We start from the raw sequence: 22474 nt of genomic DNA on the forward strand, positions 1-22474 counted from the left end.
GGACCAATCAGCCTACGGGAGGCGGAATATGTCTGAATATATCATTACTCTGGAAAAAATCAGAAAAGCATTTTTTGGAGTCACAGTGTTAAACGAAGTGGATTTCAGGCTGCGGCGAGGAAGTGTCCACGCATTGGTCGGTGGAAACGGCGCGGGAAAATCTACGCTTATGAAAATATTAATCGGCGTTTATTCGCACGATGGCGGAACGATAAAAATCAATGACCAGGAAACTGTAATCGATAATTACAATATGGCCAGAGAAAAAGGGATCAGCCTGATTTTCCAGGAACTGAGCCTGGTGCCGGATCTGACGGTCGCAGAAAATATTTTTCTGAATCGTGAGCTTAAAAAGGGCGTTGTCCGGGATATCAAAGAAATGAACAGAAAAGCGCGCGAACTACTGGAAGGCCTTGGAATCGACATTAATCCGGAAGAAAAAATAAAAAACCTTGGGGTGGGGCTGTGCCAACTTGTTGAAATTGCCAAGGCGCTTTCTGTGGATTCGTCCGTTTTGGTTATGGATGAACCGACGGCATCCCTTACGGAAAAGGAAACGGAAATACTATTTCAGATCATTGAAAAGCTGAAGGAAAAGGGTGTTTCCATCGTCTATATTTCACACAGGATGAATGAAATCTTTAAAGTCGCGGATGAAATTTCGGTACTGCGCGACGGAAAAATGGTAATAACGGAAAAGACGAAAAATCTCGATATGAAAATGCTGATTGATTATATGATCGGGAAAAACGTTGAAAAAGCAATGGAATGGGAAGAACGCAAGACGCCGGTCGGCGACGAAGTACTGCTTGAAGTGGAACATATATCGCTCGGCGACACGCTGCAGGATATAACATTTGAGCTGAGAAGGGGAGAAATCCTCGGTCTCGCAGGGTTGATGGGATCGGGAAGAACGGAAATTGTCGAGACGCTTTTTGGCCTGCACAAGCCCGATGGCGGTGAAATCAGGCTGAAGGGCGAGAAGGTATCCTTTCGGAACGTGCGGCAGGCAATCGAGCACGGCGTAGTGCTGGTGCCGGAAGACAGGCGGCTTCAGGGGCTGATCCTTATGCACTCCGTAAAAGATAATATGGCATTGCCCAACCTGCCCGGCCTGACCAAAAACGGTGTGGTCAACTCGCGCCGCGTAAATCAGCTTTCCCAGGAAGGAATTGAGGAGCTTAATGTAAAAACAGACGGCCTCAATACAAAAATCAGTAATCTTTCCGGCGGAAACCAACAAAAGGTGGTCATTGCCAAATGGCTGAAGACCGATCCGCAGCTTTTGATGATGGATGAACCAACCGCCGGAGTGGATGTGGGATCAAAGGGCGAGATCATCAATATGGTCCGTAATTTTGCGGAACAGCACAAAAGCGTAATCTTTATTTCGTCGGAAATACCGGAAATGCTGTCGGTTTGCGACAGAATCATCGTTTTAAGGGACGGAAAAGTTACCGGCGAATTCCTGCACAGTGAAATTGAATCGGAGGAGGTATTGCAGCATGCAATCCAAAATTAATGAGGGCGTAAACCCTATTAGGAAAAAGCAAATTGATTTCAGCAAATATATGGTATACATCATACTTGCGATCGTACTGGTATTGTTTGCGGTCTGGCTGGGAGAAAATTTTTTCTCAGTAAGTAATATGCTCAATATTACACGGCAAACAGCCATGATTTCCATTATGGCAGTGGCAATGACGTTTGTTATCGGGGCGGGACATATCGACCTTTCAATCGGCTCCATTGTTGCTGTATGTTCGCTTGTCTGCGCGCTTGTCCTGCAGGCAACGGATAATATCTTTCTGGCGGTCATCCTGACGCTTGGGCTGGGAGCCGGAATCGGCGCGTTGAACGGTGTTCTGATTACAGCGTTTAAAATGCCGGCTTTCCTTGTTACGCTGGGGATGCTAAACGCATGTAAGGGTGTTGCGATGCTGCTTACGGATACCAAAGCCGTGCCGATTATGAATGAAACGTTCAACAACCTATTCGGTTTTATGGATATCGGCGGCGCGGTACCGGTGCTTCTTATTTGGACAATCGTCGTTCTCTTCATCGGATATTTCGCCCTGCATTACCTGCCGTTTGGCCGTAAGGCACTGGCTGTCGGTGGGAATGAGAAATCGGCAATCTATTCCGGGATCAACGTAAAAAAGGTCGTAATACTGGTGATGATGTTCTCGGGGATGGCTGCGGCATTTGCTGCAATTCTGTATTCGGGAAGAATGCAAACGGCGCGATATACATTTGGCGACGGCGTAGAACTTGACGTTATTGCGGCAACCGTACTCGGAGGCACGAGCATGAGCGGCGGGACCGGCTCTGTAATTGGTGCAGTGGTAGGCTCATTCCTGCTCGGAATTATCAATAACGGCCTGATTTTAGGAGGCCTTAGTGTTGCACAGCAGATGATTGTCAGCGGGGCGCTGATCATTATTGCTGTCGCACTCAACTCATCTATCGGTAATAAAGAAAAAGCAAAAGCGTAAGAAAGGAAATGTAATATGAAATGTGCAAAAATCATCGATACAGGAAAGGTTGAAGTTCGCGAGGTGCCTAAGCCGATACCCGATGATGACCAGGTGCTAATCAAAATGAAGGCATCGGCCCTTTGCAGGAGCGATCTGGCGAGGTATCATGGCGGAAAAATGTTTGAAGACGAAGATCCGGAGCAGATCATCACGCCCGGGCACGAGCCCTGTGGTATCGTGGAAGAGGTAGGAAAGAATGTCAAGCATGTAAAACCCGGAGACCGTGTTGCAATCTACCTTGGACTTGGGTGCGGGGAGTGCGAATACTGTTTGCATGGCGACATCAATATGTGCAACAAATTTGGATGTATCGGATTTGCGGTGGACGGCGCGCATGCAGACTATATTGCAGTCCCGGAGTATAACTGCCTTCCTATGCCTGACGAAATGGACTATATTACAGGCGCGCTTTCCACAGATGTGGGCGGTACGCTGTATACGGCATGCAAAAGACTTGGCGTAAACGGTCAAAAGACTGTTGCAATCTTTGGCCTTGGACCGATGGGATCGGGCGGTGTGCTTATGGCCAAAGCGTTTGGGGCAACGGTAATTGCCATCGATATCGACGATAAGCGCTTGGAACTCGCCAAGGAGCTTGGAGCAGACTATACGATCAATTCCAAAACGCAGGATGCCGAAGCAGAAATCAGAAAGCTCACCGGCGGCGATGGCGTGGATATCGCCATTGATTGCTCGGGAAATGAAGCAGCAGAAAATACGGCGCTCAATAGCGTGAAAAAGCAGGGAAGCGTTGGATTTATCGGTGAAAACAGCAAATGTACCGTTGATATCAGTCTGCAAATATTAAGGAAGTTGATCCGCGTATTGGGATGTTGGTATTTCAACCGGGGGGACTGGAAAGAAATTTCAAATTTTATTATGGAAAAGAAAATTCCCCTTCACAAAATATCAAGCCATACCTACAAAATAGACGATGCGGACGAAGCATTCCGTTTGTTTGATCAACAGGCGACACAAAAAGTTGTATTCGTGTGGGATTGAGATAGCGACTCTACTAAATTATTAACTTTAGGAGGAAAAGAAGAATGGCATTAATTATGGGTATGAACAGCGGTTCGTCGTTTGATGGAATCGACGTTGTGTTATGCGAGACGGAGATGGATGCGGATGGATTTCCGAAAAAACCAAAGTATCTCTGCGGAGGCTCGTACAGTTGGCCGGAAGAGGTGGCAAAGATTGTCCAGGCAGCTTTTGAAAACAAAGTAGATATGGTTGGGCTTAACCGCCTTAATTATGAATGCGGCGCCGTTTTTGCCGAAAAAGCAGTACAATTTATGAGGGAAAATAAAATTGATCCTATGGATATTACGGTGCTTGGCTTGGACACACAGACGGTTTATCAGGAACAACCCGACCATGCAGCAATCAGCGCGATGAGCGAAAAACAAAAAGCAAATTGGCCGGGCAGATGGCTAAGCGGCGCCTATCCGGCGGGAATGCAAATGGGAGACAGCTCGGTTATTGCGAACCTGACCAACATCGATACAGTCACACATTTTCGTGCGGCAGACCATACGTTTGGAGGCAGCGCGGCGCCGCTGATGCCTTATTTGGATTTTATCCTGTTCCGTAAGGACGATCATCCATCCATGACGCTTAATATTGGTGGTATCGCAAACCTTCACGTAGGATGCGCCGATAGGCGAAAAATGTATGGTTTTGATGTTGGACCGGGTAATGTGATTTCTAATTACATGATGCGTAAACTGTATGGACTGGAATATGATAAAGATGGAAAGATAGCAAAGAGCGGAAAAGTCGACGAAAAGCTACTCGATCACTTTATGAATCATCCTTTCTTCGAACGGCCTGTTCCACGCTCCGGATGGATTGCAGATTATAGCGCCGAATATATTGACAGTGTGCTTGAAAAGTTTTCGGGACTTCCCAAAGAAAATTTTATCGCTACGGCCTGTGCGTTTACGGGGGCGGCGGTAGCAAAGAGCATGCTGGATAATATACCGGTTGAGATTATCGATTCGACAAAAGAACTTTATGCGAGCGGCGGTGGGGTTAAAAATCCTGCTATTATGAAGGAAATCCAGGCGCGTATCCCGCAGCATATCAGAGTAACGACATCTGCTGAGATTGGTATTCCGCCGGAATATAAGGAAGCGATTAAATTCGCAACGATCGCTTATTCAACGATTAATTGTATCCCGGGGAATATTCCAGCCGCAGGGCATGCTTCACAGTATGCGATTCTTGGGAAAATTGCGCTTGCTCCAAGGCACATCGATAATATAAGCGGCAAGTAAAAGCTGTCAAAAAGAACTCTTTCTGTTACCGTTTATCTAATAGAAAGGGTTCTTTTTTGAATATTTGAGCTAAAATTCAAATGACAAAGCGATAGCTGTGTTGGAATAAGCGTCAATAAACGGCTGTCAAACAAAGCCGGCGGCAAAGCAACGACGCTGCCGGAAGATATGAAAACGAAAATGTTCTCTCTGCTCAAAAAATATCGTGTGATTGAAACGCCGGTATTACATGACATCATAGAACTCTATGTGCGTTATGAATCAATCTGCCCGTTTCAGAATGCCGATGTTGCGAAACGTGAACAGTAGTAAAGATTGCCAGATGGTCTTGCCAATGTGGCTTATTTATTGGCGTGAGGTCCCGTTACATGAAACGATGCGGAAGGCGTAAAAATTGTGAAAACCAAACCCATATCAGAAAATTCGTTAAATTTCTAATTGGATAATGCAAATTGAAAGCGTATAATGAAAAGTGCTGATGCGTTGCGCGGTATGCGGGGAGCGTCGGCACTTCATTTTTGTAATTTTATAAAAGTGCAATAAAATAATTTCCGGTGAAAAGCAATTTTGCCCATTTGTAATGGGGTGGTTGTTTGGTTTTGTGTTGCATCATTTTATATTGATAAACGGTAAAAAAATTACTGTCATTCCGAAAAAAGACATGAAAATACGATTTAGAACTACTTTTTTTTGTCATTTCTATACGAGCACATAAAATTGTGCATAGTTTATAATGAACAAAAGCACATAAAATTGATCTTCTATCAGTACCGGTCTACCCGAATCATCCCAATCAGTCTTCAAACAATATTTTGCTTTCATATGTTCTTTCCGGGCAAATACAGGCAGCGCATCACGGGTTGTTTTGTTGTGCAAAACGTTTGGAGGTAAAAATGAGTGAACAGTAAATTATTGAATATACGAAGTATACTCGACCTGGAGCAATGGCAAAAAATCCAGGATGAGCTGGCTTTAGTAACGGGGATGGCAATTTTGATCGTGGACTACAAAGGCGTTCCCGTGACAAGACACAGCGGGTGCACGGATTTTTGCGCGATTGTAAGGAAAAACCCGGACACGGCAAAATATTGCCAGAAATGCGATTCGCGCGGCGGCATCGAAGCCGCACGGCTCAACAAACCGTTTATGTACCTTTGCCACTGCGATATTCTGGACACGGCGATTCCGATTGTTGTGGACGAAAAATATATCGGTGCCGTAATGGCGGGGCAGGTAATGGCAGACGAAACGGACGCGTCGATTAGCCTGGAAAAGATATTGATGTCGACATACGAAAACAGCTTTATCAGCCAGGATGGAAATTTGCGTGAAAAGTACGGCGAGATTCCAAGACTCCCTGTAAGGCGCATCAGCGCGATCATCGGCATGCTCTTCCACTTATGCAATTATATTGTAGGGGAAGCGATCAGCAAAAATATGATGAGCGAAACCTATGAAAAAATACTTGCAAAGGAAGGCGCACCGGGAGATTTTGCAGACGATTCACTCAACACCATGATGGATATCAAAGAACAGGTGTCAAAAGCGATCATGACAAAACAGCTTAAAACATCTGAAAAGAGAACGGAGGGGACTCCCCGGCATCAGATTTTAAGGCCTGTGGTTGAATATATCCACAATAACAAACATGAAAACATTATGCTTGCACAAATGGCACAGCTGTCACACACCAGTCCAAGCTATTTAAGCCGCCTCTTTAAAAAGGAAATGGGAAAGACATTCTCAGACTATGTTGCGGATTTCAAAATGACGGTCGCAAAGGAATTGCTCGAGAATACGGATCTGTCCGTAACGGATATTTCAAATGACCTTGGGTTCAGCGATTCCGGTTACTTTATTAAGATTTTTAAAAAACACGAAGGCGTAACCCCTGCTATTTTTCGCAAATACATGAAATGACAAGATAGTACGGTCAAAAAACTACGGTAACCGGAAGAAAAGTCAAAATTTTACGGTCAGGAAATACAAAATGAGGTCATTTGCGTATAATGCCTTTTACGGACATGCGGATTATAATGACAATACACCAACAAACAAACCTATAAGCCTAAGCTGCAATCCAAAATTTCAATGAGGCGGCTGGCTGGATCAAAAAGAACGATATCCAATAGATATAGATAATAAACCAGGTAAAAATTCCAGGGATTGTCTTACATCTGTGATGTTTTGTAACCTTGCATAAAATTGTGATAGAAATCATGAATAAAATAATGAATAAAAGGAGTGACAGATTATGGCAAGAAGCTTTATTTCCCCATCCAGGTTTGTGTTAGGGGAAGGAGAATTGAAAAAATTGGGGGAGTATATAGCCGGATTTGGAAAAAAAGCGGTTTTAGTCGCGCATTCTGACGATTATGCGAGGGTAAAGGATATATTGGACGAAGGCCTTGCAAATACCGATTATGTGCATGCCGCGTTTGGCGGGGAATCCTGCGACAGGGAGATTGGCAGGGTTGTGGAAATCGTGGAAGAAAATGGGGCGGATGTTGTGATCGGCCTTGGAGGCGGGAAAGCGCTCGATACAGCAAAAGCAACGGCAACGCTGACCAAAAAGCCGGTAATCATCGTACCCACCATCGCTTCTACAGACGCTCCAACCAGCGCGCTTGCAATTATTTATACCGATGAGGGCGAATTTGACCGCTATATGCACCTGCCAAAAAATCCTGATCTTGTGTTGGTGGATTCCGGGATTGTGGCAAAGGCGCCTACCAGGTTCCTGATTTCAGGAATGGGCGACGCGCTGGCGACGGTATTTGAAGCGCGGGCATGTATCAAGGCAAATAAGCCGAATATGTCGGGGGGCCACAGCACCAAAGCAGCGGCAGCGATTGCGGAAACGTGCTATGCGACGCTGCTTGAAGATGCGCATAAGGCGAAAGCGGCAAGCGACGCAAATGTGGTGACGACGGCGCTTGAGAATATCATTGAAACAAATATCCTTTTAAGCGGGCTTGGATTTGAAAGCAGCGGCCTTGCTGCAGCCCACGCGATTCACGACGGGCTGACGGTCCTCGAGGAAACACACCATTATTACCATGGGGAAAAGGTGGCGTTCGGCACGTTGGTACAGCTTGTTTTGGAAAATGCGGATGAAGAGACGCTGGTGGAGGTGCTTGATTTTTGCAGGTCGCTTTCGCTGCCGGTATGCCTGGCAGATCTCGGTGTGGAAGAACTCACGGATGAGCGCCTTATGAGGGTGGCGGAGCATTCCTGCTCTGAGCTAGAGACGATGGATAATATGCCTTTTAAAGTATGCCCCGGTGACGTCGCTGCGGCAATCCGGGCGGCGGATGTGATTGGGAGGACCTGGAAATGAAAAAAATAATGAACGAGGTCGTATCCGTTGTGGATGAAATGTGTGAAGGCATCATCCTTGCGGATGCGGACCTTGAACTGAACGAAAGATACCGGATTGTGAAAAGAAAGAAGCTGGACAAAAACAAGGTATGCCTGATCTCCGGCGGGGGAAGCGGGCATGAGCCCGCACATGCCGGATTTGTAGGGGAGGGCATGCTTTCTGCGGCGGTGTGCGGAGACGTATTCGCGTCACCGTCTACCATACAGGTTTACAATGCGATTCTGGAAACGGAAAGCGATGCGGGAACGCTGCTCATCATCAAAAATTATTCAGGCGATTGCATGAATTTTGACGCTGCCGCTGAAATGGCAAGCGAGGACGGAATCGATGTGCAATGTGTTTACGTAAACGACGACATTGCTGTGCAGGACAGTCTTTATACCATTGGCAGACGTGGCGTTGCGGGAACAATATTTGTCCACAAGATTGCAGGGGCGGCGGCAGAGGCAGGAAAAAAACTGGATGAAGTAAAGCGTATCGCAGAAAAAACGATCGCGAACGTTAAGACGATTGGTTTCGCGCTCAGCTCCTGTACGGTTCCTGCAAAAGGAACGCCAACTTTTGCAATCGAAGACGGGGAAATGGAGTTCGGCGTGGGGATACACGGCGAGCCGGGCATTGAGCGCTGCGCTGCGGAACCATCGGCTAAAACAGCCAAACGGATGTGCGATATGCTGGTAAGCGAGCTGGCGCTGAAAAGCGCAGACGAATGCGCGCTGCTTATAAACGGGCTTGGAGGAACGCCGCTGATGGAGCTGTATATTCTGAACAAGGATATTTATAAAGAGCTTGAAAGCAGGGGAATCACAGTCCACGAAACGTTTGTTGGAAATTATATGACGTCGCTGGATATGGCGGGCGCGTCGGCGTCGCTGCTCAAGCTGGACGATGAATTGAAGAAACTGCTGGACAGCCCGGCAAACACATTGGCCTTGAAATTGTAAGGGGTGGAATGCAACATGAACATTACTGTTATGGATGTAAAAAATGTGATCGCAAAGCTATGCGATATTGTAATCAAAAACGAGGTTTATTTTTGCGAGCTGGATTCGGCTGCGGGAGACGGGGATTTTGGGATGTCGCTTTCCAAGGGTTTTAAGGAAGTGAAAAAGCAGCTCGATGAGATTGAAACAGGGGACGTCAGCCGATTTGTAAAGGGCTGCGCGATGATTATAACCGAATACTGCGGCGGTGCGTCGGGGCCAATCTGGGGATCTGCATTTCGTGCGGCGGCGTTGAGCGTGAAAGGGAAAGAAACAATCCGCGAAACGGATGTGCCGCTGATGCTCCATGCGGCGATCGAAGGGATTCAGAAACGCGGCGGCGCAAAGCTTGGAGATAAAACGCTGCTTGACGCGCTGATTCCTGCGCAGGAGACGATGGAAACCTCCCTTCGGGAAGGCAAACCGTTCCGCGAGGCGGTTGCCGACGCAGCGCAAAGCGCGGAGCAGGGCGCAGAAAATACCAAAAAAATTACAGCAAACAAAGGGCGCGCCTCCTATCTTGGGGAACGCAGCATCAATTACCCGGACGCGGGAGCGGTGGCGATCAGCGTAATTTTTAAGAGCTTTGCATAAAGCGCTTCCCACCAATCATATCTAAGCACAATCATACTATTGCATAACTGGAAAACGCAAAATTGTAGCAAAAAAGGTTCGCTTACAACTACAGTATTCTTCTTGCTACACATTCTGCGGAAAATGGTTCTGAAAATGATGCGGGAAAGGAATTGAAAAAATGAAAACAATCACGGAAGCAAGCAGGGAAATACCGGTCTTATGCGAGACTGACGTCGTCGTCATCGGCGGCGGGGCTGCGGGTATTGGCGCGGCGCTTGGCGCAGGACGGACCGGCGCAAAAACGGTACTGATTGAACGTTTTGGCTGCCTTGGCGGATGCCAGACGCTCACATTCAACGATTCGTTTACATTTATCGACGACAGGATTCAGGGCGGGTTGATACAGGAGATTATCGACAAGCTGCATGCGGGCGGCGCGGTATACAAATCGAGTGTCGGATCGCACAAGGCGCATTGGAGCGCGGATGAAGGCTGCTTTTATTTTGATCCGGAGTATTACAAGATGATGCTGGAAAAAATGATGGGTGAAGCGGGGGTGCAGCTGTTGTATCACGCGTTTGCGGTGGAAGCCATCCATGAAGGGGATGAAATAAAAGGCGTTGTCATAGAAAGCTGGCAGGGGCGGCATGCAATCCTTGCCAAAACGGTGATCGATTGCACGGGCATTGCAGACCTTGCATGGAAGGCGGGCGCGTCGGTTACCGGAGAAGAAGGCTATAAGGATAATAAATACGGCCCCTATAAAGGAATGCACATGGCATTCGGCTATGGATATTTTATCCGCGGGGTAGACTATATGAGATTCAGGAAATTTGCGGAAGAAAACCCGGAGGAATGGGATGACTGGGTGAAGGGCAGGAAGCTTTTCACGCAGGCGAAAAAAGATGGCGAGCTGTATTCGTTCCGCGACAGCTGTATCTTCCAGGAATATGAGGACGGCAGGGTATGGATGCTAAGCCCCGGATATCCGATTGCCAAGGGCAATCATCCGTGGGAGGCGGAGCAAATATCGCTTGCGACAGTGGATATCAGGAAACAGGCGTTTTCCATCCTGAATTTACTCAAAAAGCATGTTCCGGGTTTTGAAAACGCGACCATCGAGCAGACTGCGGCAAAGCTTTTACACAGGGACGGGCACAGGATCGTCGGAAGGTACACGATTACAGAGGATGATATGCGCGGAGGGACGACCTTTGAGGATGCGATCACGTGCTGCAATATGCCGCCGGATCCGTTCTTCCCGGATGGAGGGCATCACTTCAAATTTGATGTGACTCCATATGATATTCCATACCGCAGCCTTGTTTCCAAGGATTTTGGAAACCTGATGGCAGCGGGCGGCGCAAGCTCTATGGACCTCATTACCTGGGCTGCGCTGCGGTATTGCACGCCCAGCGTATGTACGGGCCAGGCCGCGGGCACTGCGGCTGCAATGTCTGCAAAACAAGGCATTATGCCAAGCGAGCTTAATGTAAAAGAATTGCAGAAGGAGCTAAACAGCCAGGGGCTTGTGACGACAAACAAAGACCTGCCCGCTTCCGTAATCGACGAATACGCCAGAAGAGAGCGCGAATGGGGCAACGGATTTGGGATGTAACGGATTTGTTTCGATGATGAAAGGAGTAAGGATATGAAAACTGTGTTTGAAGCTTCCAGGGAAGTACCGGTTTTATATGATACCGATGTAGTTGTGATCGGCGGCGGCCCGGCGGGAATCGGCGCTGCGCTGGCATCTGCCAGGAATGGGGCAAAAACGGTTTTGGTAGAAAAGTATGGATGCCTGGGCGGGAACCAGACGCTGACACACAACGATAATTATACGTTTGTGGACGACCGCATCCAGGGCGGGATTGTACAGGAAATCATAGACCGCCTGAAACAAAATAAAGCGACGTTCAATTCAAGCGTGGGATGCCTGCGCGACAACTGGAGCGTTGGAACGGGCTGTATTTATTTCGACGAGGAGTATTACAAACTAATGCTCGAGGAAATGATGGAGGAAGCGGGCGTAACGCTCGTTTACCACGCGAGCGCCGCAAAGGGGATTGCGGAAGGAAATTCCTTAAAGGGAATTTTCATTGAAACGCACGAGGGCCGTCAGGCGATCCTTGCGGAAACGGTGATCGATTGCACGGGTATCGCGCATATCGCATGGCAGTCCGGAGCCGCGGTGACGGGCGAAGAAGGATATCCCGACGACCGGTTTGGGCCATTCAAGGGAATGCACATGGGATTTGGCTACGGCTTTTGGATGTGCGGCGTCGATTATAAAAAGTTCAGAGAGTTCGCGGAACAGAATGTCGACGAGTGGGACTACTGGGTTAAGGGAAGAAAACTGTTCCTGCAGGAAAAAGAAGCGGGAAGGCTGTATACGCCGCGGAACAGCACCCTGATGATCGAATACGCGAACGGAAGATGCTGGTTTATCGGCGCGTACCAACCCATTGAAAAAGGCAGCCATCCGTGGATGGAAAAAGACCTGAGCGATGCGGAGGTTGATATGAGGAAACAGGCGTGGTCTATCTGGGAAGCTTTCCGGAATAATGTCCCGGGCTTTGAGCACTCCAAGATCGAACAAACGCCTATCCGGCTGCTGCTGCGTGATGGACACAGGATCGTAGGCGAGTACACGATTACGGACGAGGATATGAAGAGCGCTAAGACATTTGACGATGCGATCGCCTGCTGTAATATGCCGCAGGATCCGTTTTTTCCAAACGCCAGCCACCGGTTCATTTACAATATAACGCCGTATGATATCCCATACCGCTCCATGGTGTCAAAGGATTTTGATAATCTCCTTGCCGCCGGCGGATCGGCGTCTATGGATCTCGTTACGTGGGCTGCCCTGCGGTATTGCACGCCGAGCATCTGCACCGGACAGGCGGCGGGAACCGCAGCGGCGCTTGCGAAAAAGCTGGGGACTACCGTGAAGGATATTGACGTGAAGCTGGTGCAGGACGCGCTTCACGAGCAGGGCATGATAACGACCAACAAGCAGCTTTCGCCTGAAGTGGTTGAAGAATACAAGCTGAGGACAAAAACGTGGAACAGGGGGCTGAAGCTGTAACATACGCTGGAAATTCCCGCCATGAAGGGAACGGAAACTAATAGATTTGGAGGAATGTATTGATGATTCTCCGTTTTGAGAATGTAACAAAATATTTCGGCGGATTGGCTGCGGTGAAGGATGTCTCTTTTAACCTGGAGTCAAACCAGATACTGGGACTCATCGGGCCGAACGGTTCAGGAAAAACGACCTGCTTTAACCTGATTACAGGCGTGCACAAGCCGACCAGCGGAAGTATCCTGTTTGAAGACAAGGAAATCAGCGGGCTGCCCTCGCATAAAATCGCGAGGATGGGAGTCGCGCGGACATTCCAGATCAGCAGCGTTTTCCCGGATTTGTCTGCCGTTGAAAACGTCGTGACAGCGCATCATTGCCGGATGAAATCAAATTTTGTCACTGGGCTGTTTGGCATCTGCGGCACGCTCAAAGAAGAAAAACGCGTGCTGGAGCACAGCCGGGAGCTGCTTGGATTTGTCGGGCTGGAAGAAAAGATGGACACCAGGGCGGGTTCGCTTACAAGCGCGGATCAGCGCAGACTGATGATTGCGATTGCAATGGCTACGGAACCAAAGCTGTTGATGCTGGACGAACCGTGCGCGGGTATGATAGAGGACGAACGCGCAGACCTTGTGCAGCTGATACGCAAGGTATGCGACGGAGGCGTGCCGGTTCTTTTGGTGGAGCATCATATGAAGATGATTATGGAGGTATGCCACCATGTAGTCGTGCTCAACCTTGGGCAGAAAATCGCGGAAGGAAGGCCGGAGGAAATACAGAAAAATGAAGCCGTGATCGAGGCGTATCTGGGAAGGAGTGGAAATCATGCTTAAAGTGGAAAATCTCGTGACCTGCTATGGCAGTATTGAGGTGCTGCATGGTTTGAACTTCCATGCGGATACCGGCAAAATAACGGTTTTGATCGGTACAAACGGCGCGGGGAAAACAACGACCATGAAAACGATTATGGGCATGATGCGCGCGAAAAGCGGAAGCATCGAATGGAACGGAACCCAGATCAACAAAATGAAATCGCACGACGTCACAAAGAGCGGCGTATCGCTGTGCCCGGAGGGACGGCAGCTTTTCCCTGAGATGACGGTATATGAAAACCTGATTATGGGCGCATATACACGCACGGACAAAAAAGAGATCGCGGATTCGATCGAGGAAGTGTTTGGATGGTTTCCACGCCTGAAAGACAGGACGGCGCAGCAGGCGGGAACGCTTTCGGGAGGAGAGCAGGAAATGCTTGCAATCGCGCGCGCTCTGATGGCAAGGCCGGAGCTTTTGATGCTCGACGAGCCGTCGTGGGGACTGGCGCCCATCCTCGTGGAAGAGGTTGGAGAAATCATTAAAAATATAAACAGCCGCGGAAAGACGGTATTGCTCGTAGAGCAAAACACACAGATGGCGCTTGATCTGGCTGATTATGTTTATGTGCTTGAGACGGGAAATATTGTGATCGAGGGCACGGCGGAGGAATTATCCAGAGATAAACAGATTCAGGAAACCTACCTGGGAATTTGACGCCATTTCCCTGTGGGGAGAGAAAAAACATTATTAAGGAGGGAAATTATGGATAATGCTATACTTCTTCAGCAGATCGTAAACGGTATCGTCACTGGAAGTATTTACGCCCTGATCGGCATGGGATTATCACAGATCTACGGAGTCCTTGGGATTTCGCACTTTGCACACGGCTCGGTTGTGATGGTTGGAGGGTACATCGGTTATACGTTTGCGAGAATGCTGGGCGTACCGTGGATTGCCGCGGCGCTGATTGCAATCGTGGGATGCGCGCTGCTTGGCATGTTTCTGGAACGGTACTGTTACAGGGTAATCATAAAAGGGCCGCCCATCAATATTTTTATCATGGCATTGGGGCTGCTGTTTATCTTTGAAAACCTTTGCCAGATGATTTGGGGCGCTGATCCGGTTTCGATCCAGGCGGTAGGAAATACGACGCTGCATATCGGGCCGATTGCGATTACATCGTTCCGCTTATACGTAATTATTATCAATTTGGCGCTTATGGGCGTACTTGCATTTATGATGAAGCAAACCAAGCTTGGACGCTCTATCCGTGCAATGGCGCAAAACCGCGAGGCGGCGACAATGGTGGGCGTCAACGTCAATAAGACCAGCGGCGCGGTATTTGCAATCGGAAGCGCGCTTGCAGGGCTGTGCGGTATTTTTGTGACAAGCCTGCTGCAGATGTTTCCCTCCTACGGCGGGGACATCGTTATGAAAGGCTTTGCGGTTATGATACTTGGTGGCCTTGGAAGCATACCGGGCGTGATTATCGGCGGCCTTATTATGGGTATCGTGGAAAGCCTCGGGGCAAGCTTTGTATCGGCTGCGTACAAAGATGCGTTTGGTTTTATCATCATCATCCTGGTGCTTATCTTCAAGCCGAACGGCCTGTTTGGCAAAAGAAGCAGGGCAACCAAATAAATTGGGAAATCTTACGGAACGGCAAAGACGGTTCCGCCGGAAAAGACAGGTTTCTGAAAAGAAAAGAATAAAAGAGGTTAAAAGGAGGAATGAAAAAATGAAAAGCAAGAATTTAAAAGTACTATGCCTGGTGATAGTGATTGCGCTCTTTGCGGTTGCGGCTTTCGGTTGCGGTGCGCCTGCGGCTGACGGCGGCGCGGCAACGTCAGGAGGAGCGGCGGCAGGCGACGGAAGCGGCGCTGCAGCTTCGGAGGGCGGCACAAAAGCAGGTGCAAGCGGGAATAAAGTGCTCAAAATCGGAGTGGACGATTCGCTCACGGGTACGGGCGCGCCATATGGCCTGCCTGCGGCAAACGCCGTAAAGCTGGGAGCATCTGAGGTGAACGCTGAGGGCGGCATCAAGATCGGCGACGAAACATATGACATTGAAGTGATAACGTACGACAACAAGAGCGACGCGACGGAAGGCGTTTCGACGATCCAGAAGCTGATGGATGTGGATAACGTAAATTACGTACTTGGCTGGAGCTCCAGCACTTCAACGATTTCCGCAGCACAGCAGATACCCGGCAAAGAGATCACGATGCTGGTCGGCAATGCACGTTCCCCGCAGATACTGCTGTATTCGCCCGGGAATACCTTCCGCAGCGCGACAGCGAACTGTTATGATCCGATATCCGACTGCCAGTATATCAAAGACAATCTGGGAGTGAGTAAGGTGGCTGTTCTGGCGTTCTTTAACGACACAGGCTACAGCGTACATGCAAATAATGTAATCGACGCGTTCGAAAAGATCGGCGTAGAGGTTGTGGCGCAGGAAACGATGAACGCCGGGGACCTTGACCTTTTGAGCCAGATGACGAACATTGCAAATTCTGGAGCGGACGGCCTTTATATGGCGGGCAATATCGAGGAATCCGCAATGGCGTTGCGCCAGCTGCGCGAGCTCGGTTCCACAATCCCAATGATTACCTATTCCAGCGGCACAGGCCCGCAGTGGCTTGAGACCTGCACGAACGACCAGATGGACGGCAGCTACGCGATCCGCCCGCAGGTTGCGGAAGAAGGCGGTGAAAACGGCGAGCAGTCTGATGCGTTTATCAAAAAATATGAGGAAATGTTTGGCGAAAACCCAAGCCAGACGGCGACGAACGGTTACGACAATTTCTGGATTCTGATGGCAGCGCTGCAAAAAGCGGGCACAACGGAGTGGGAGTCTGTAAACAACGCAATGAAGGAACTGAAGGTGGAGGATCTTGATCCGCGGGTGATCATCGAATATACGCCACTTGACGGCGGATTGCTGTTTGACGACCTTGGACAGGCGTATCATCCGTACACGGTTTCCAAGTGGAGCATGGATGAACAGAACTGGGCTTATGAAGACACCATCGGCAAGGATATCGGACCGGATTTCCTGCATAATTACCTCAAAGAGTATTGCGAGCAGGAAGGGATCGAGTTTCCGGGAAAATAAGTAAAATGGCGCTTGCCTGCGGGGGCTTACGGGCCCCCGCAAAAAGCAGGCTGGATAAAAATTGCTTTAGACCAATACGGGGGCGGTGAAGCCGTGAACATAATTCGGGAAGCGGAAAAAAACGCCATTGCTGTGCGACGGCCACCGTACCGTAGGCAAGTATACGCTGCGGGAGGACGATATATATGGAACGAGGACGTTCGAGGATTCTATCTGGACGCCGTTTCCGGATGGCCCCCACCATTTTAAATTCAACGTACCGCCATACGATATTCCATACCGGCGTATTGTTTTCTGTGATTTGACAATCTTTTGGCGGCAGGGGATGGCAGGCCGCGCCGGAGGCGGCTGCAGAATATGCGCGCCGTGCAAAAGAATGGGGCGACGGCTTTCGAATCAGCGAATAACCGGCGCTTTGGCATAGCTGCTTTTCTGCAAAAGCGGCGGCATGGGTATTTATAATCCCATACGGCTTTATTGAGCAAGGAAATCGTGCGGCCTTTGAACGCTGCGCCGCAATGTATCATAAGGAAGGAGAAGTTTCTATGTTGAAAAAATCGAAAAAAAGATCGATGATCATGGGCGCTGTTGCAGCCGCCGTATTGCTGGTCATGATCTTTTTGCCGCAGATTGTCACAACATCCTATTATCTTCATCTGATCATCGTAACGCTGATCTGGATTGTTATGACGTCCGGCCTTAATATCATCCAGGGGTATGCGGGGTATGTATCCATGTGCCAGGTGGCTTTCTATGGAATCGGCGCGTATGTATCCGGACTGCTGATGTCCAAGCTGGGGCTGTCTATGCCCGTGGGCCTTTTGATGGCTGTTGCAATCGGACTCGTTGTGGGAGCGGTGATCGGGATTCCGTCCCTGCGGACGAAGGGGCATTATTTTTCAATCGTTACACTGGCATTTACAATGCTGGTATTTACGATCATGAAAGGCTGGCACGAGGTAACCGGGGGAATACAGGGATTTTCTATCCCTCCGCTCAAAGGTGATTTTTTTGGACTGCCGCTTTCCTCAAGGGAAGGGTATTTCTACATTGTTCTGATAGCGGCGGTGCTGACTTTGCTTTTTGTGTACCGGTTGTTTAAATCAAAAACGGGCCGCGCGATTGTTACGCTGCGTGAAAATGAAGACCTCGCAAAAGCTGTGGGCATCAATGCGACGGGCACAAAGCTTCTGGCGTTTGAGCTGAGCGCTGTGCTGGGCTGCGTGGGTGGGGTGCTTTACGCACACTATATGAATTTTGTGAATCCGACCACCTTTGCAGCGGGAATTGGAATGAATGCGATTTTAGCAGTGATGATCGGAGGCTGCGGAACGGTGATCGGGCCGATTGTCGGTTCTGTTGTGGTAACGTTTTTGCCGGAGCTGCTTCGTACGGCGGAGCTCTACAGGCAGCTGGTGTTTGGCATCCTCGTATTGCTGATCGTATTCGTACTTCCAAACGGCGTGATGCAGCCGATTGTAAAAGGATTCAAGAAGCTGTTCAGTAAAATGACGGGAAAACATAACCGGAAGGCCGAAAGCCAGATGGAATGAGATGCAAGGCGATATCAATATTTTGGAAATGAAAAAGCCTCCAGGGTATTGGTGCATCCGTCTGTAAAGGGACGGGCATATACCTCAAAACCCGCTTACCGCATACCGATGAGCGGGTTTTTATTGATATTGACGTGGAAAGAAAGGAAACAAACAAATGCAGGATGTTTATATTTTAGGCTGCGTACGTACTGCTGTAGGAACATTTGGAGGGACGCTGAAAGACGTCGGCGCGGTGACGCTTGGCTCAGTTGTATTGGGTGAGGCGTGTAAACGGGCGGGCGTGGACGCGAGGCTCGTGGATTATGTATTGATGGGCAATGTCCTGCAAGCAGGGCTTGGGCAGAACCCGGCGCGCCAGGCGGCTCTCATTGCGGGAATCCCAAAGGAGACTCCCGCAATGACGATCAATAAGGTATGCGGATCGGGGCTTAACGCGGTGAACCTCGCGGCGGCATTGATCCGGTCCGGGCAGGTGGAATGTGTAGCGGCGGGCGGGATGGAAAACATGTCGCGGGCGCCCCACACGCTGGAGCTGCGGTGGGGACAGAAAATGGGAAACGTACAGGCGGCGGATTCCATGATACACGAGGGATTGTGGGATGCGTTTTACGATTACCACATGGGAATTACGGCGGAAAATGTTGCGGCGCAGTATGGAGTCACGCGGGAAATGCAGGATGCTTTTGCTTTGCAATCACAGGGAAAAGCACTGCGCGCAAGGAAAGAGGGACGGTTTCGGGATGAAATTGCTATCGTAGAGGTGCCGCAGAAAAAAGGCGGCGTATTGCACTTTGCCGAGGACGAGCACATTCGCGACACGTCGATGCAGGCGCTTATGGGGCTGCGGCCTGCCTTCCTTGACGGGGGAACCGTAACGGCGGGAAATTCTTCTGGCATTAACGACGGCGCGGCAGCCATGCTGGTGGCGTCCGGGCGCTTTTTGAAAAAGCATGGATTCAGAGCGCAGGCAAAATGGCTGGGCGCCGCATCGTGCGGCGTGGATCCGGCAGTTATGGGAACAGGGCCGATTCCGTCGGTGAAAAAGGCGCTTGGAGATGCAGGGCTGACGATTGAGGAGATGGACCTTGTGGAAGCGAACGAGGCGTTTGCGTCACAGGCGATCGCCGTTATGCAGGGGATCGGGGCAAAAGAGGAGCGCGTCAATGTAAACGGGGGCGCAATCGCTCTTGGACACCCGATCGGCGCGTCCGGGGCACGCATCGCCGTGACGCTCCTTCACGAGCTGCAAAAGAGGGACGGCAGGTACGGACTCGCAACTCTTTGCATCGGCGGAGGCATGGGAGAAGCGACGATTTTTGAACGGGACGGTTTTTGCAGGTGAAGAAGATGGAAACGATTCGGATAGAGCAAAAAGAGGATATTGTGGTGATAAAGCTCAACCGCCCGGGGCAGCGCAACGCACTCAACCGACGGATGCTCGTGGAGCTTCGGGAGGCGGTTTCTATGCTGCGGGAAAAGAAAGACATGAGGTGCGCTATTGTTACCGGCAGCAGTGAGGGAAAGGCGTTTGCCGCAGGCGCCGATATTTCTGAGATGCAGCAAATGACCTTCCGGGAGGCAGAGGATTTCGCGCGGTTTGGATGTGAAACGTTCCGGATGCTGGAAGAGCTGGAACAGCCGGTGATAGCGGCCATAAACGGGTATGCGCTCGGCGGAGGGCTGGAGCTTGCGCTTGCCTGTGACCTGCGCGTGGCCTGTACGACAGCTATGCTGGGGTTGCCGGAGACGACGCTTGGCATTATGCCCGGCTTTGGAGGCGCGGGAAGGCTTAAGGAGCTGATTGGCTACGCAAACGCAGCGGAGCTTATTTTTACAGGCAAGCAGGTTGAAGCATGTAAAGCACGCGAGCTTGGATTGCTCAACGCGGTCTGGGAAACGGAAACATTTTGGAAAAATACGGTGCAGCTTGCGCAGGAGGTGTGCGCGAATGCGCCATATGGCGTCAGGAATGCAAAAAAAGCGATGAAAAAAACAAAAGGGGACGAACTGGAAACACTATATTTTGCCCGGTTGTTTTTGACAAAGGATCAGAAAACCGGCATGGAAAATTTTGTGAAAAAGCAAAAGACAAAGCATTTTTGGGGAGAATAAGCAATGGAAAAAATATCGGTGATTGGCGCGGGAACGATGGGAGCATCGATTGCGCAGGTATTTGCGACGGCAGGATACCGTGTCGTATTGGCGGACACAGGTCTTGAGCAGGTGCGAAAAGGAAAAAATATGATTTCCTCGTCTTTGCAGTATTTGGCGAACAAAGAAAAAATAACGCAGGAGCAAAGGGACGCGATATTGAACAGGATCGAGATTACGGACAGGCTTTGCGAATGCGCCCAAAGCGGACTTGTGGTGGAAGCGGTTTACGAGGACGTCCTCGCCAAGCAGGAGATTTTCAAACAGTTGGAACAAATCGTCGACAAGGACGCGATCCTTGCGACAAATACGTCGTCTATTTCCGTTACGCAAATTGGCAGCGTATTAAAGCACAGGGAACGGTTTGCGGGAATGCACTTTTTTAATCCGGCGCACAGGATGAAGCTGGTCGAGGTTGTGGGCGGCGCGCATACGGATATGGAGGTGGTCAGCTGCATCATACAGATTGCCGAAGAGATCGGGAAAACGCCCGTATATGTAAAGGAAAGCGCCGGATTTGTGGTGAACCGCATACTGATTCCCATGATTAATGAAGCGATAGGCGTTTATGCGGAAGGCGTTGCACAGGCGCAGGATATTGATACGGCGATGAAGCTTGGGGCAAACCACCCGCTTGGACCACTTGCGCTGGGAGACATGATTGGCCTTGACGTGGTGCTGGCCATCATGCAGGTATTGCAGGAGGAAACGGGGGAAGACAAATACAGGCCGCATCCGCTGCTCAAAAAAATGGTGCGCGGCGGCCTGCTTGGTAAAAAATCCGGCGCGGGATTTTACACCTATTAAGGCATGTAGGCTGTCTGGATTGCCACGAAGAGGTAAGCGGCTGGTTTACCCGCCCGGGAGAAAAACGGGCCTGCGGGAAAATTTCCCATTGCAGGCCCGTTTTTTTATCTGGTTTTGGTATGCGAATTTATACGAGCCGCCTAATGGACTCGCGCTCGATAATGCGGTCGGACTTGATGACCACGCTATGCGCGGGCTTGTGATTGATCAGGTCTACGAGCAGGTCGATTGCCTGCGCGCCCATCGCGCATTTATCATAGGTTACGGTTGTAAGCTGTGGCCGGACGTACTGGGAAATGATGATATCGTCCATCGCAATGAAGGAAAAATCGTCCGGAACACGGTAACCCATTTCCATGGCGGCGTTCATGGCGGCGATTGCATAGATGTCGCCCGCGCAGAAAAATGCCGTGGGAAGGTCGTCCCTGTTTTCCTCCAAAAATTTTTTCATAAGCTCGTAAGCGGATTTTTCGTTATAGGCGTCGCGTATCAGGTAGGATGGCGAGACGGACAGACCGTGGCCCGCCACGGCGCGCATAAAGCCGGAAGAGACCTGCAGGTAAAATTCCGGCAAAAAGCTGGAGCAGAGCAGCGCTATTTTCCGGTGGCCGTTTTCAATCAGCTTTTCCGTTGCGACAAAGGTGCTCAGCTCGCAGTCCGTATCGACAGTGATATGCCTGCCGGCCTGGGAATGCGTATCCACAAGCACATAGGGGATTTCCTGCTCGTCGAAATAGCGCAATAGCTGCTCAGGCGTATCCTGGAAGAAGATCACGCCGTCCGTATCGCCGCCCGCGATACTGGAGGAAAAGTTCCGGCCCTCCGGAAATTGCTCCGGAAATTCAGAAATCATAACATTATACCCATGCTCCATACCGCGCTGCAGCACGCCTTTTAGTACGTCAAGGTAAAAAAGGTCGGCAAACGGCGACGATTTTTTGGTGATTGCAAGGCAGATATTAAAGCTCTTCTTAAAATAAAGCCTCCTCGCGTTTTTATCAGGAGTGTAATTGGTGGCCTTTATGATGTTCTCCACCCGCTGACGCGTCTTTTCGCTGACGCCTTCCTTGTTATTGAGGACAAAGGATACTGCGGTAGGCGATACGCCTGCCATTTTTGCAATCTCCTTGACGGTCATCTTTGCTTTCATACCAGGGCTCCTATGCAGTCTGAATTTATTA

The 22474-nt window shown here is 49.8% G+C and carries 18 protein-coding genes and 1 pseudogene; 18 read left to right on the top strand and 1 reads right to left on the bottom strand.

Annotated elements, in window-relative coordinates:
• Window positions 1-28 precede the first annotated feature (28 nt).
• From ACS5WU_RS03725 to ACS5WU_RS03810, 18 genes and pseudogenes are all read left to right on the top strand, one after another.
• Window positions 29-1522, top strand: a complete 1494-nt coding sequence (locus ACS5WU_RS03725) for a sugar ABC transporter ATP-binding protein (protein WP_302760525.1) — start codon at window positions 29-31, stop codon at window positions 1520-1522.
• Window positions 1506-2495, top strand: a complete 990-nt coding sequence (locus tag ACS5WU_RS03730) for an ABC transporter permease (RefSeq protein WP_302760526.1) — start codon at window positions 1506-1508, stop codon at window positions 2493-2495. Before ACS5WU_RS03725 ends, ACS5WU_RS03730 begins: the two co-directional genes overlap by 17 nt.
• Window positions 2496-2510: 15 nt before the next feature.
• The gene (locus ACS5WU_RS03735; protein ID WP_302760527.1) at window positions 2511-3539 is read left to right on the top strand and encodes a zinc-dependent alcohol dehydrogenase family protein; all 1029 of its coding nucleotides are present in this window, start codon (window positions 2511-2513) and stop codon (window positions 3537-3539) included.
• Between the two features lie 44 nt (window positions 3540-3583).
• The gene (locus tag ACS5WU_RS03740) at window positions 3584-4816 is read left to right on the top strand and encodes an anhydro-N-acetylmuramic acid kinase (RefSeq protein ID WP_302760528.1); all 1233 of its coding nucleotides are present in this window, start codon (window positions 3584-3586) and stop codon (window positions 4814-4816) included.
• Window positions 4817-4984: 168 nt separating this feature from the next.
• On the top strand, window positions 4985-5125 hold the full coding sequence (locus ACS5WU_RS03745) for a hypothetical protein (RefSeq protein ID WP_302760529.1): 141 nt from the start codon (window positions 4985-4987) through the stop codon (window positions 5123-5125).
• Between the two features lie 588 nt (window positions 5126-5713).
• Entirely contained in the window at window positions 5714-6736 is a 1023-nt protein-coding gene (locus ACS5WU_RS03750; RefSeq protein WP_465088953.1) for a PocR ligand-binding domain-containing protein, read from the top strand.
• A gap of 334 nt (window positions 6737-7070) precedes the next feature.
• Complete coding sequence (locus ACS5WU_RS03755; RefSeq protein ID WP_131924642.1) at window positions 7071-8156, top strand: glycerol dehydrogenase; 1086 nt, start codon at window positions 7071-7073, stop codon at window positions 8154-8156.
• Window positions 8153-9775, top strand: a pseudogene (gene dhaK, locus ACS5WU_RS03760) (dihydroxyacetone kinase subunit DhaK). Before ACS5WU_RS03755 ends, dhaK begins: the two are co-directional and overlap by 4 nt.
• A gap of 160 nt (window positions 9776-9935) precedes the next feature.
• Window positions 9936-11375 carry an FAD-dependent oxidoreductase gene (locus ACS5WU_RS03765; RefSeq protein WP_465088954.1) on the top strand — a complete coding sequence of 480 codons (1440 nt, stop codon included), beginning with the start codon at window positions 9936-9938 and terminating at the stop codon, window positions 11373-11375.
• 33 nt (window positions 11376-11408) lie between these two features.
• Entirely contained in the window at window positions 11409-12848 is a 1440-nt protein-coding gene (locus tag ACS5WU_RS03770) for an FAD-dependent oxidoreductase (protein ID WP_302761166.1), read from the top strand.
• A 62-nt stretch (window positions 12849-12910) separates the two neighbouring features.
• Window positions 12911-13678 carry an ABC transporter ATP-binding protein gene (locus tag ACS5WU_RS03775; RefSeq protein ID WP_046443982.1) on the top strand — a complete coding sequence of 256 codons (768 nt, stop codon included), beginning with the start codon at window positions 12911-12913 and terminating at the stop codon, window positions 13676-13678.
• Window positions 13671-14375, top strand: coding sequence for an ABC transporter ATP-binding protein (locus ACS5WU_RS03780; protein WP_046443983.1), 705 nt, complete (start codon window positions 13671-13673; stop codon window positions 14373-14375). Before ACS5WU_RS03775 ends, ACS5WU_RS03780 begins: the two co-directional genes overlap by 8 nt.
• Window positions 14376-14423: 48 nt before the next feature.
• Window positions 14424-15302, top strand: coding sequence for a branched-chain amino acid ABC transporter permease (locus tag ACS5WU_RS03785; RefSeq protein ID WP_046443984.1), 879 nt, complete (start codon window positions 14424-14426; stop codon window positions 15300-15302).
• A gap of 97 nt (window positions 15303-15399) precedes the next feature.
• Entirely contained in the window at window positions 15400-16779 is a 1380-nt protein-coding gene (locus tag ACS5WU_RS03790) for an ABC transporter substrate-binding protein (protein ID WP_302761170.1), read from the top strand.
• A 545-nt stretch (window positions 16780-17324) separates the two neighbouring features.
• Entirely contained in the window at window positions 17325-18332 is a 1008-nt protein-coding gene (locus ACS5WU_RS03795; protein ID WP_052740522.1) for a branched-chain amino acid ABC transporter permease, read from the top strand.
• Between the two features lie 157 nt (window positions 18333-18489).
• Window positions 18490-19677 carry an acetyl-CoA C-acetyltransferase gene (locus ACS5WU_RS03800; protein ID WP_302761173.1) on the top strand — a complete coding sequence of 396 codons (1188 nt, stop codon included), beginning with the start codon at window positions 18490-18492 and terminating at the stop codon, window positions 19675-19677.
• Between the two features lie 5 nt (window positions 19678-19682).
• Window positions 19683-20447, top strand: a complete 765-nt coding sequence (locus ACS5WU_RS03805; protein WP_302761175.1) for an enoyl-CoA hydratase/isomerase family protein — start codon at window positions 19683-19685, stop codon at window positions 20445-20447.
• 3 nt (window positions 20448-20450) lie between these two features.
• Window positions 20451-21293: a 3-hydroxyacyl-CoA dehydrogenase family protein gene (locus tag ACS5WU_RS03810; RefSeq protein WP_046443989.1), complete on the top strand. Its 843-nt coding sequence runs from the start codon at window positions 20451-20453 to the stop codon at window positions 21291-21293.
• Window positions 21294-21420: 127 nt separating this feature from the next.
• On the opposite strand, the gene ACS5WU_RS03815 is transcribed toward ACS5WU_RS03810, so the two are convergent.
• A complete protein-coding gene (locus ACS5WU_RS03815; RefSeq protein ID WP_302761177.1) occupies window positions 21421-22443 on the bottom strand; it encodes a LacI family DNA-binding transcriptional regulator in 1023 nt (340 codons plus the stop codon).
• Window positions 22444-22474 lie beyond the last annotated feature (31 nt).

Source organism: Christensenella sp. KGMB01412, assembly GCF_055522415.1.

Excerpts from the sequence above, each read along its gene's own strand:
- ACS5WU_RS03805 (WP_302761175.1), top strand. The coding sequence starts at position 19,683 with ATGGAAACGATTCGGATAGAGCAAAAAGAGGATATTGTGGTGATAAAG.
- ACS5WU_RS03740 (WP_302760528.1), top strand. The coding sequence starts at position 3,584 with ATGGCATTAATTATGGGTATGAACAGCGGTTCGTCGTTTGATGGAATC.
- ACS5WU_RS03735 (WP_302760527.1), top strand. The coding sequence starts at position 2,511 with ATGAAATGTGCAAAAATCATCGATACAGGAAAGGTTGAAGTTCGCGAG.
- ACS5WU_RS03770 (WP_302761166.1), top strand. The coding sequence starts at position 11,409 with ATGAAAACTGTGTTTGAAGCTTCCAGGGAAGTACCGGTTTTATATGAT.
- ACS5WU_RS03775 (WP_046443982.1), top strand. The coding sequence starts at position 12,911 with ATGATTCTCCGTTTTGAGAATGTAACAAAATATTTCGGCGGATTGGCT.
- ACS5WU_RS03800 (WP_302761173.1), top strand. The coding sequence starts at position 18,490 with ATGCAGGATGTTTATATTTTAGGCTGCGTACGTACTGCTGTAGGAACA.
- ACS5WU_RS03765 (WP_465088954.1), top strand. The coding sequence starts at position 9,936 with ATGAAAACAATCACGGAAGCAAGCAGGGAAATACCGGTCTTATGCGAG.
- ACS5WU_RS03745 (WP_302760529.1), top strand. The coding sequence starts at position 4,985 with ATGAAAACGAAAATGTTCTCTCTGCTCAAAAAATATCGTGTGATTGAA.
- ACS5WU_RS03780 (WP_046443983.1), top strand. The coding sequence starts at position 13,671 with ATGCTTAAAGTGGAAAATCTCGTGACCTGCTATGGCAGTATTGAGGTG.
- ACS5WU_RS03815 (WP_302761177.1), bottom strand. The coding sequence starts at position 22,443 with ATGAAAGCAAAGATGACCGTCAAGGAGATTGCAAAAATGGCAGGCGTA.
- ACS5WU_RS03755 (WP_131924642.1), top strand. The coding sequence starts at position 7,071 with ATGGCAAGAAGCTTTATTTCCCCATCCAGGTTTGTGTTAGGGGAAGGA.
- ACS5WU_RS03725 (WP_302760525.1), top strand. The coding sequence starts at position 29 with ATGTCTGAATATATCATTACTCTGGAAAAAATCAGAAAAGCATTTTTT.
- ACS5WU_RS03795 (WP_052740522.1), top strand. The coding sequence starts at position 17,325 with ATGTTGAAAAAATCGAAAAAAAGATCGATGATCATGGGCGCTGTTGCA.
- ACS5WU_RS03730 (WP_302760526.1), top strand. The coding sequence starts at position 1,506 with ATGCAATCCAAAATTAATGAGGGCGTAAACCCTATTAGGAAAAAGCAA.
- ACS5WU_RS03810 (WP_046443989.1), top strand. The coding sequence starts at position 20,451 with ATGGAAAAAATATCGGTGATTGGCGCGGGAACGATGGGAGCATCGATT.
- ACS5WU_RS03790 (WP_302761170.1), top strand. The coding sequence starts at position 15,400 with ATGAAAAGCAAGAATTTAAAAGTACTATGCCTGGTGATAGTGATTGCG.
- ACS5WU_RS03785 (WP_046443984.1), top strand. The coding sequence starts at position 14,424 with ATGGATAATGCTATACTTCTTCAGCAGATCGTAAACGGTATCGTCACT.